General features: G+C 37.9%; 7 protein-coding genes. 4 read left to right on the top strand and 3 right to left on the bottom strand.

What is annotated here, in order from left to right; translation table 11 throughout:
* Nucleotides 1-49 precede the first annotated feature (49 nt).
* The 4 genes from DLK05_RS05075 to gluP all read left to right on the top strand — a co-directional run bounded on the left by DLK05_RS05075 (nt 50) and on the right by gluP (nt 5,655).
* Nucleotides 50-925 (top strand): ROK family protein, encoded by an 876-nt coding sequence (locus DLK05_RS05075; protein WP_127342926.1) that lies wholly within the window; start codon nt 50-52, stop codon nt 923-925.
* A gap of 21 nt (nt 926-946) precedes the next feature.
* Nucleotides 947-3,244 carry a family 20 glycosylhydrolase gene (locus DLK05_RS05080; RefSeq protein ID WP_127342927.1) on the top strand — a complete coding sequence of 766 codons (2,298 nt, stop codon included), beginning with the start codon at nt 947-949 and terminating at the stop codon, nt 3,242-3,244.
* Nucleotide 3,245: 1 nt separating this feature from the next.
* Nucleotides 3,246-4,346 carry an acyltransferase family protein gene (locus DLK05_RS05085; protein ID WP_127342928.1) on the top strand — a complete coding sequence of 367 codons (1,101 nt, stop codon included), beginning with the start codon at nt 3,246-3,248 and terminating at the stop codon, nt 4,344-4,346.
* A gap of 64 nt (nt 4,347-4,410) precedes the next feature.
* Complete coding sequence (gluP, locus tag DLK05_RS05090) at nt 4,411-5,655, top strand: glucose/galactose MFS transporter (protein ID WP_127342929.1); 1,245 nt, start codon at nt 4,411-4,413, stop codon at nt 5,653-5,655.
* Nucleotides 5,656-5,758: 103 nt separating this feature from the next.
* On the opposite strand, the gene DLK05_RS05095 is transcribed toward gluP, so the two are convergent.
* The 3 genes from DLK05_RS05095 to DLK05_RS05105 form a co-directional block, all read right to left on the bottom strand.
* Nucleotides 5,759-6,580, bottom strand: a complete 822-nt coding sequence (locus DLK05_RS05095) for a mechanosensitive ion channel family protein (protein ID WP_127342930.1) — start codon at nt 6,578-6,580, stop codon at nt 5,759-5,761.
* A 253-nt stretch (nt 6,581-6,833) separates the two neighbouring features.
* The gene (locus DLK05_RS05100; protein ID WP_209319719.1) at nt 6,834-8,795 is read right to left on the bottom strand and encodes a DEAD/DEAH box helicase; all 1,962 of its coding nucleotides are present in this window, start codon (nt 8,793-8,795) and stop codon (nt 6,834-6,836) included.
* 569 nt (nt 8,796-9,364) lie between these two features.
* The gene (locus DLK05_RS05105) at nt 9,365-10,060 is read right to left on the bottom strand and encodes a hypothetical protein (RefSeq protein WP_127342932.1); all 696 of its coding nucleotides are present in this window, start codon (nt 10,058-10,060) and stop codon (nt 9,365-9,367) included.
* Between the last annotated feature and the right edge of the window lie 537 nt (nt 10,061-10,597).

A 10,597-nucleotide genomic window follows, 5' to 3' on the forward strand; every position in this document is an offset into this window, starting at 1 on the left:
AAACAGAAGAATGATTTTTTTAGATATCCTCACTAATCCCAATTAAAATATGCTTAATAGATCAATACTTGGAGTAGATATAGGAGGAACCAATATAAAAGCAGGTCTTATTTCGAATGACCAAATAATAAGAAAATGCACCAATCCTACAGGAGCTATGCGTTCGAAGGAGGAGATTCTACAGACTTTATTTGATACGATTGATGCGGTACTTACTCCTGAGGTTCAGGATATAGGTATTGGTGTTCCGGGTCTTCTAAATCTCGAAAAAGGTCAACTTTTGAATATTATCAATCTGCCAGCCTGGAAAAATCTTCCGCTTAGAGATATTGTACAAGACAAATACAATCGAAATGTTTATTTGAATAACGATGCCAACTGTTTTGCACTGGGAGAAAAATATTTTGGAAAAGGAAAAAAAGTACACAATATGCTCGCCATTACCCTTGGCACAGGATTGGGAGGCGGTATTATCTCCAACAATCAATTGGTTACCGGACTTTATGGAGGTGCTGGCGAAATAGGCTCTATACCCTATTTAGATGAGAATTTGGAAGCTTATTGCAGTAGTAAATTTTTCATTGACAAGCATCAGATTACAGGAAAAGAACTCTTCCTTCTAGCAGAACAAAATCAGGAACATGCCTTGCAGATATTTAAGGAATTTGGAACCCATCTGGGAAAAATGATACACGAGGTACTCTTTATGCTGGCGCCGGAAATGATTGTTTTTGGAGGATCTATAAGTAAGGCATTTTGCTTTTTTCAAGATGCACTTCAAAACGAATTGAATCAATTTCCTTTCGAATTGATCCGCGACAATGTACAAATTGAACAATCAGACTTAGAGGATGCGGCTTTATTTGGAGCAGCGGCACAATACTATAATTCTATTCTGACCCAAAATATAGCAGAAGAACAATAAAAACCACACATACTCCAAGTTATGAAAACGAATTACTTATTCTTGATTCTATTGATACTTAGCATAGCTGCATGCTCAACATTTGAGTCTCCTAAGCTTTATCAAAAGCTATCCATCACCCCAAAACCTGTCGAGCTAGAGAGGACAAACACACCCTTCTCTTTAGATAAAAATACAAGTATCGATTTTGATGATAATATCCCCGAATTAGCAATTGCTGCCGGGTATTTTAATAAATTTTTAAAAGATCAATACCATTTTCAATTGCCGGTAAATAAAAAATCCGACACTACAATTCGATTGGTCTTGAAAAAAATATCAGACAAACAGGAGGAATATCAACTAATTGTAAATTCCGATTCAATTGTAATTACGGCCAATCAAACTCAAGGTATTTTACATGGACTGGAAAGCCTGAAGCAAATCATTTATCCCAGTCAGGAATTAAGTAATGGAAAAATAGAAATTCCGGGAGTGAAAATCACAGACTACCCAGCCTATTCCTGGAGGGGAATGCATCTCGATGTATGCCGACATTTCTTTCCCAAAGAGGAAATCCTCCAACTACTCGATGCAATGGCTGCCGCAAAGCTGAATATATTCCATTGGCATTTAACCGATGATCAGGGATGGAGAATTGAGATCAAGAAATATCCAAAACTAACTCAGATCGGAGCCTTTCGTGATTCTACAATTATTGGTCATATGGCAGACAATCCCAAAAAATATAAGGTGGAACGCTATGGCGAATATTATACCCAAGAGGATATTAAAGAAGTTGTTCAATATGCTGGCAATTTAGGAATTACAGTAGTCCCTGAAATCGAAATGCCTGGTCATGCTGTAGCTGCTTTACGAGCATACCCGCAATATTCATGCAATGGAAAACATGTGGATGACTTTAGTGAATGGGGCGTTTCCGATGATGTATATTGTGCCGGTAATGAAAAAACATTTGCCTTTCTACAGGATATTCTCTCTGAAGTAATTGATCTCTTCCCCTCTCCCTACATTCATATTGGAGGCGACGAATGTCCGAAAACGAAATGGAAAACCTGTCCTAAATGTCAGGCGAAAATGCGGCTATTACATCTTGACAACGAAATGGAATTGCAAAGCTACTTCATCAAAAGAATAGAAAAATTTGTTCGATCAAAAGGAAAACGATTGGTTGGCTGGAACGAAATATTAGAAGGTGGATTGGCTGAAGGTGCCATGGTAATGTCGTGGCAGGGAGAAAAAGGTGGAATCGTAGCCGCCAAACAGGGACATGATGTAATTATGACTCCCAATGCGAAAGTATATCTGGATCATTACCAATCGAAATATTACGAACCGCTTGCTATTGCAGGACTCACTACTCCTGAAGAAATCTATAACTGGTCGCCAATGCCAAAAGAATTAGATGCAAAATACAAGAAATTCATTCTTGGAGCTCAGGCTAATGTATGGACAGAATACATTCCAAATAACGATCATTTGGAATATATGATATTTCCACGACTAATTGCTTTAAGCGAGATACTCTGGACAGGAAAAGACAGAAAAGATTTTGCTGATTTCACTAGCCGAATGAACGAAATGTATGCTCGATTAGATGCAATGCACATTCATTATAGAATTCCCTATCCCGAAAATCTACTTCCTTATAAAATTTTCACCAAACAGAAGATAGAGCTTCCCTTAACCAATGGAATTCCATCTTCAACCATCCTTTACACGCTCAATGGAGAAAATCCATTGGAAAAGGGAGAAAAATATACGAAACCACTCCTATTGAATTTAAAACAAGATGTGGAATTAAAAGCAGTAAGCGTGATGCCATCCGGCAGACATAGTGCTGTAATAACATCCAGTTTACGGTACAGAAAACCCGAAAAGGCAATAAGAACAAATCATGTTAAAGCGGGATTAACTTATCATTTGTATAAAGGTGAATTTTCATCCGCAGAAAAATTGACAGGGAAACATACTACTGGAGTTATAGAGAGCTTAATGATTCCAAAAGAAACACCTGAACACTTTTTCGGATTACAATACGAGGGACTGATAGAGGTACCTGAAGATGGAATGTATCAGTTCCGTCTGACAGCCGATGATGGTGCAACACTTTATATTCATAACAAGCTGGTGATTACCAGAGATGGCTTTTCCTATGGTAGCGATGCCGTCGGATATGCTTTACTAAAAAAAGGACTGCACCCCATTAGAATCAACTATTTTCAGGCAAAATATGGCAAAGAACTTCGGTTAGAAGCAAGCCTGAATGAAAATCAGACTCCAATACTGCTTCATTATTTTCACAAAGCACAGAACTAAAATGACAGCATCTACAAATCCTAAAAAGCGATTGGCCTCCCTCGATGCATTTCGGGGATTCACCATTGCCGCAATGATCATCGTTAACACACCCGGATCCTGGAAACACGTATTTCCTCCTCTGCTACACTCGCATTGGAACGGAATTACACCTACCGATCTGATATTCCCATTCTTTTTATTTATTGTTGGAGTTTCCATTGTATTGGCCTATTCTAAAAAAATAGTGAGCCAACCTCGCCCTATTTTATTAAAACATCTATTCAAACGCGCGGCACTTTTATTTATCATCGGAGTAATTCTAAACCTGATTGGAAGCGAATTTACTGCAATCCGATTGCCAGGTGTTTTACAGCGCATATCCATCACTTTTCTGGTTGGAGCTCTCCTGTTTATATACACCAAGCGAAGAACACAATTCTACATTGCCGGAAGCCTTCTCCTTATTTATTGGGCTCTGATGAAATTAGTTCCTGTTCCTGAATTTGGCGCAGGTGTTCTGGAACCGGGAAAAAATCTGGCAAACTATATCGATCATCTGCTTATTCCATTCAAAATGTATGAAGGTAGCTGGGATCCGGAAGGAATACTTTCTACTATTCCAGCCATAGCAAGTACCATCACCGGAATGTTTACCGGATATATCATTCTCAGCAAGGAAAGCGATATGCAAAAGTTAGTTCTAATATTTGTGAGCGGATTTCTAATGCTTATTAGCGGTGTTGTGCTAGGATGGTTTTTCCCAATCAACAAAAATCTATGGACGAGTTCCTATGTTTTATACACTTCGGGATTAGCAAATTTAGGACTTGCTACCATCTATTACTTTATGGATGTGAAAGCTTATCTGCAATGGGGAAAAACAGGTGTTATTTTTGGCACTAATGCCATTACAGCTTATATCATCCATTACCTTCTGATGATGCCATTATCGCAAATAAACATAGGCAGTGCAAGTATTCAAGCTCACTTTATGAATCTGTTCGCAAACATGCATGTCATGCCGGAAATAGCTTCCCTGACCTGGGCTTTACTTTATACCAGTCTCTGTTTTATTCCGGTTTGGCTTTTATATCAGAAAAAAATATTTCTTAAAATTTAATAGGGGCGGAATAGCTATGTCTTTGCCAATCTCTAAACTGTTTACAATTAATTAGTATAAAAACATGACACATTCAAATACAAAAAATAACTATCTCATTCCGCTAATCATTATTGGTATTCTCTTTTTTGTTATCGGCTTTGGCGTAGGCATTAGTGGGTTTCTAACACCCTTTTTACAAGATGCCTTTCACCTGAAAGCCAGTGAATCTTACCTGGTTACTGCGGCAATTTTTTCTGCCTTTGTGGTTTTCGGAGCTCCAGCCGGATGGCTTATCAAAAAAATAGGATACAAAAAAGGGATGGTGGTTGCTTTCTTCATTATGGCAGTAGGTATGCTGCTCTTTGTACCGTCGGCAAAAGAATTAAGTTTCAAGCTGTTTCTTATTGCACTATTTATAGGAGGAATTGGAAATACTCTATTGCAAGCCTCGGTAAATCCCTATGTTACCATCGTTGGTCCACAGGAAAGTGCCGCCATGCGAATGAGTTTAATGGGTGTAATGAATAAATCGGCATGGTGGATGAGTTCTTTGTTTTTAGGAATCTTCATGGATTTAAAACATGTAGCCTTACAAGATATTGTCCTTCCCTTTTATATTGTTGCCGGAATATTGCTTGTCTTGGGAATTTTTATGTGGTTTGCCCCACTTCCTGAAGTGAAAGCAGACGGAGAAGAAGAAGATTCCGAAGATGAAAATAAGAGGAGCTATGCTTATGGAAAAAAAAATATCTTCCAATTTCCACACCTGCTACTTGGTGTATTGGCTCTATTTCTATATGTAGGAGTAGAAACCCTGCCGATGGCTTCCATCATTGGATATGCAAAAAGCATATTTGGCGATACCAAAGGAAATTTAGACTCCTTTGCCATGTATGTTCCTCTAGGCTTGGTTTGTGGTTATATTTTAGGAGTGATAGCCATTCCTCGTTTAATTTCTCAAACCAATGCGCTTATTCTTTTTGCAGTATTAGGCATCGTAAGTTCTTTATTACTGATTTATTTGCCCGGAAACATTAGTATCTACATGATGGCATTAATAGGATTTTCCAATTCATTAATGTGGCCAGCAATATGGCCACTGGCGATTGTCGATTTGGGTAAATTTACGAAAACAGGAGCTTCCTTATTGGTTATGGGTATTGTTGGAGGAGCAGTTATTCCACTTCTTTTCGGCCTTCTTCTTGATATGGTGAAAACATCAGAAGTAGCAATGAGCTCAGATTATCAGTCTGCCTACTGGATTTTTATTCCAGCCTATTTGTACATTCTCTTCTTTGCTGTTAAAGGAAATAAAATAAGAAATTAAAGTTTTTGGTTCTCAAAGGGCTCTGGCAATTCGAGCCTTTTGTACCAATTTTGTAGTAGTAGTGTAAAAGGAGGCTTTCGCCTCCTTTTTTTTAATCCAAATTTTAATGATTATAAATATGAACATCATTTTGTGGGAATGGTATTCCAATTTTATTCTTATCAAATTCTTTTTTCACAGTTTCCTGCATATAAAAGAAAACCTCCCAATAATCAGCAGCATTCACCCAAGCCCGAACTACGAAATTCACAGAGCTGTCTGCCAATTCTGAAACAGCAATAAAATGAGCAGGATCCTTTAGCACCTTAGGATGATTAACAAGTAAACCTTCCAATACGCTTTTGGCTTTATCAATATCATCGGAATAACCAATACCAAAACTCATATCCACCCTACGAGTTGGTTGAGTAGAATAGTTGATCATCGAACCGGTAGATAAACCACCATTAGGAATGATTATGGTTTTATTATCCAGTGATAAAATGATGGTATTGAATAATTGAATCTCCTTCACTACACCCAAATATCCTTGTGCCTCCAACACATCGCCCACCTTAAATGGTTTAAAAATTAAGATGATAACTCCACCTGCAAAATTCTGTAAAGTGCCCGACAAAGCCAAGCCTACAGCCAATCCTGCTGCACCTAAAATGGCAATAAAAGAAGTCATTTGAACGCCAACCATTCCAATAACAGATATTAGCAGCATCACTTTTAGTAGAATGGAGAACAAGCTAATAACAAAAGGCTTTAAAGTTTCATCCATCTCCTTTTTATCCATCAAGTTCTTCACTCCCTTAGTAAGCATTTTAATAATCCACAATCCGATAAGAAGGGTTACTAATGCAAGTAATAATTTTGGTGCATACATCATCACCATTGACCATACCTGATCCGATTTACTCATAATAAAATCCATATCCATTTTTATAAAGTTTAATTAATTGGTCTTATTCCGTATCCATTTCAGGAATCTGAATTCCAGGTCTATTTTGAATATTAGCACAGTGCTAAAAAGCTCACTTTTGGCATTTTCAAAACAGATTAAACTAAATTTAAATAAAAATGATGCAAATAAAAAACCTGAGCTTTATCAGAATTGATAAAACCCAGGTTTACTTATTAGTTTTTATTAAACAGACGTTCTGTTTATTTCATTCGCTTCCGTGTATTAACACCTATGCGTCTCTTCTTTTTCTATCCGAATATCTGGAACCTTCGCTCTTTCTTTTTCTATCGCGGTAGGATTCTTTTTTATATCCTCCCCGATCCGAAGATCTGCGATCTGAAAATCTGCGATCCGAACCACCTCTGTCTGATCTGGAACCACCTGATCTTGGAGAATTCCCTTTACGATGGCTACTTTGTGTAGGATCATCACCAGAAATTTCAATACGAATAGTACGTCCACCAACAACAGCACCGGCAAAACCTTTGATGATTTCATCGGTATATTGCTTCTCTACATCAAAAAAGGAGAATACACCTTTCAAGTCAACGCGACCGATATTCTTCCCTCTCACACCACATTGTTTGTGAATCAAATTCAATAAACGAGGAACGTCGATACCATCTTTTTTACCAACATTAATAAACATTCTATCTTCGTTACTATCCCCTCTGTCACTAGCTCGTATGGCACGTTTTTGAGTAGAAGACTTCATATTCAAATCTGGCGTATTCTTGTAATACTCCCAGAATCGGTTAAATTCAAGAGATACGAATCTTTTAATCAAATCCTCTCGATCCAAATCTTTCAATTCCTCATTGATACCATCTAAAAATGGTGCAATTTCGGTTTCCTCTACATTTACTTCCTGCACACGATGCATAAAGTTTAACAACTGTCTTTCGCAAACTTCCTCTCCAACAGGAATTTTTACCTGAGCAAATTCAACTTTCAATTTGCGAGCAAGATTTTTCACTTTTCGCTCATCTCGGGGAGTAATTAAAGAAATAGAAATTCCTTTTTTACCAGCACGTGCAGTTCTACCACTTCGATGTGTATAAAACTCTAATTCGTCTGGCAAATTATAATGAATCACATGGGTAAGATCATCCACATCAATACCACGAGCTGCCACATCAGTAGCAACCAATAATTGAAGTGTACGATTTTTAAAGTTACGCATTACACGGTCTCGCTGCACCTGAGTAAGATCACCATGAATCGCATCGGCATTGTAACCATCTTTCATTAATAATTCGGCAACTTCCTGCGTTTCCTTTCGGGTACGGCAAAAAACAATACCAAATATATCAGGATAATAATCCACTACACGTTTTAAAACATTATAGTGATCTCTGTTGTTCAAAAGATAATACTGATGCTCAATGTTAACATTGGTAGCATTTGCAGTACCTACAGTAACCTCTACCGGATCGGTCATGTAGTTTTTAGAAATCCGACGAACTTCAGGAGGCATGGTTGCAGAAAACAACCAGGTTAATTTTTCCTCTGAAGTAGTAGCCAGAATTTCGTCTATATCTTCCTTGAATCCCATATTAAGCATTTCATCTGCTTCGTCAAGAATTAAGTATTCAATTTTTGATAGATTTACTGCTCTTCGTCTAATCATATCAAGAAGACGGCCCGGAGTAGCAACAATAACATGTGCTCCTCGTCTTAATTTTCGGATTTGATCATCAATGCTAGCGCCGCCATACACGTTCACTACACTGAGGTTCAAAATATTCTTAGAAAATAATCTTAAGTCTTCTGCAATTTGAATTCCCAATTCCCTTGTAGGGGATAGAATCAAAGCTTGTGGTAATTTTTCCTCCTGCTCGATAAGTTCGAGCAAAGGCAAACCATAAGCCGCCGTTTTTCCTGTTCCTGTTTGAGCCAAACCAACAAAATCAGATCTTCCTTCTAAAAGAACTGGTATCGCTTTTTCTTGAATAGGAGTTGGATTTTCGAAGCCTAATTCAGAAATGGCTTCGAGGATAGCCTTTGACAGGCCAAGATTTTCAAATGAATTCATTCTATAAAATTTATGAGCGGCAAAGATAACAATTAATACAGGAAGTCTATTGTATTGGTTGCTAGAATTTAGCACAATCGTATTTAAAACCTTTCCGGATAATAAATTACTGTAGTTCACCCCTCTGGTAGTAAGCTGGAATTTTTGTTTTTCCAAACTGATACTTTGTTTAGGACAAAGCTATTTATTGTAAGGTTTAAAGATACTATCATCTTTATACCAAAAAATGATAGTGATAAGAAGAAAAGGTGTTGTGCGATGCAAGCTATCGGTTCGGAACACAGATCTAACAGATAATCACGAATAACAACAATCCCTTTGCAATTCTGCTATGCTTTCAATTTCCATCGATAATCGCATTTGAACAAAACTGTACTTGTAATATTACAATGCGCTGCACTTCTGCGAAAAACCTAAAATGAAGAGCTATTAATATTGAACAACGCTGTTGCTTTAATCGCAAACCCCAAAAATGGCTTAGATACAGCGTACCGAAATTTTTATAGCATGCTGAGCTTGTGGTGCAGCAAAGGTGCAGCGCACCGAAATATTTAAATCTTCAGGAAAGTGCGCATTAGCAACAGATTGCTTCTTTCGCTATCGCTTCATCGCAACAACAGCTAAATTTGTTGCTTTAACATCAATCAATTACATCTACCCGGAATACCATAAAAAAACTCCTCTTCCGGTGCATCCAAACCAGAAGAGGAGTTTATTATCAGATTTTAGGATTCGATTAAATCATCGCTCGAATTCTGCGATGACTTGGGTTTCGGCAAACTATATTTTGCCAATTGCGCCTCATCGTCGCTAAAAATAATCCGTGCCACATCGCTTAAAGGTTTCACTAACCCATAAACTTTATTCAATAATTGGCTCCGATCCTGAGTTAACACGCCACGTTCTTTTTTAAATTTCTCCTGCTCGATGTTGGCAGTTTTCAATCTTTCTGCCTTCTGAAACAAGGAGTCAATAAGCATCGCATTACATCCTTCGGCAAGCAACTCGTTTTTATACTCGGCAGTAATTTCGGCATGCTCTTCCATAAAATAAATGAGCTTAGCTTGCGAATTACGCACTTTATGCAAATCACGAAAACCAAATTGATTTTGTACAGCTTCATTGTCTTTAAAAGCCTTGCGTACAAAATAAGAAATGGATTTATAAGCATGATTGCAATCACTCATGGCATCGAGCACCTTTTGGGTACACTCGGCCATTTCGTTCATCACAATCTGATCCGATTTTTGCGTTTTAACCGCAGCAATCGATTCTTTTATCGCATTTCCGTATTCTGCTGTAAAAGTAGAATCAAAAGCAATAAACTCTTCCGCATTGGCAGGATACAATTCTGCTACTACCTCTGCATATTCCAGAAGAACAGCTTCCGGAATTTTAAATAATCTGTCATTATTCGACATAAGTTTTAAAATTAAAAAGTTAATTCTAATCTTGGATGCATCATTTTCATCAAAAGAAATTAACATACGAGGAGTAGTCGGATTTTTCAGATTTTATTTCCATACGAATGAACTCGTGCAGCAATATATCTACCGCAAAAATTTATCGAAATCAAAAAATCACCAACAAACCTCCTCTGCCTGCTATTACTAATCATGATGATATTACTGCCGCCATTCAACGACAGTAAGAGGAAGAAGAGGAATATCCGGTTCGAATCCTGAACATCGGAATATTCCCCTGGGTTTATCTAATAAACTGTATGTACTGCATTTTTATAAATGGCGGAAGTCTGCCGAATCAGGCACGACACCGACCAAGTGGAAATAAGGCTCGCCATTTGTGGCGGATAACCAACAAAACCGGCGGGCAATCGCCAATTTGGAATTGCTCCTGCAATTTTAGGATCAATCCCAACCAAGTGGAAATAAGCCCTGCAATTTTGGGCGGGCAACCAATAAAACCGGCGGACATTCGCCATTTTAGGCGGACACCTG

Source organism: Ancylomarina longa, assembly GCF_003996985.1.
In the GTDB taxonomy this organism is placed as follows: Bacteria; Bacteroidota; Bacteroidia; order Bacteroidales; family Marinifilaceae; genus Ancylomarina_A; species Ancylomarina_A longa.

What these genes read in the sequence shown, in the direction of transcription:
- DLK05_RS05075 (WP_127342926.1), top strand. Translation starts at nt 50, where the DNA reads ATGCTTAATAGATCAATACTTGGAGTAGATATAGGAGGAACCAATATA.
- DLK05_RS05080 (WP_127342927.1), top strand. Translation starts at nt 947, where the DNA reads ATGAAAACGAATTACTTATTCTTGATTCTATTGATACTTAGCATAGCT.
- DLK05_RS05085 (WP_127342928.1), top strand. Translation starts at nt 3,246, where the DNA reads ATGACAGCATCTACAAATCCTAAAAAGCGATTGGCCTCCCTCGATGCA.
- gluP (WP_127342929.1), top strand. Translation starts at nt 4,411, where the DNA reads ATGACACATTCAAATACAAAAAATAACTATCTCATTCCGCTAATCATT.
- DLK05_RS05095 (WP_127342930.1), bottom strand. Translation starts at nt 6,580, where the DNA reads ATGGATATGGATTTTATTATGAGTAAATCGGATCAGGTATGGTCAATG.
- DLK05_RS05105 (WP_127342932.1), bottom strand. Translation starts at nt 10,060, where the DNA reads ATGTCGAATAATGACAGATTATTTAAAATTCCGGAAGCTGTTCTTCTG.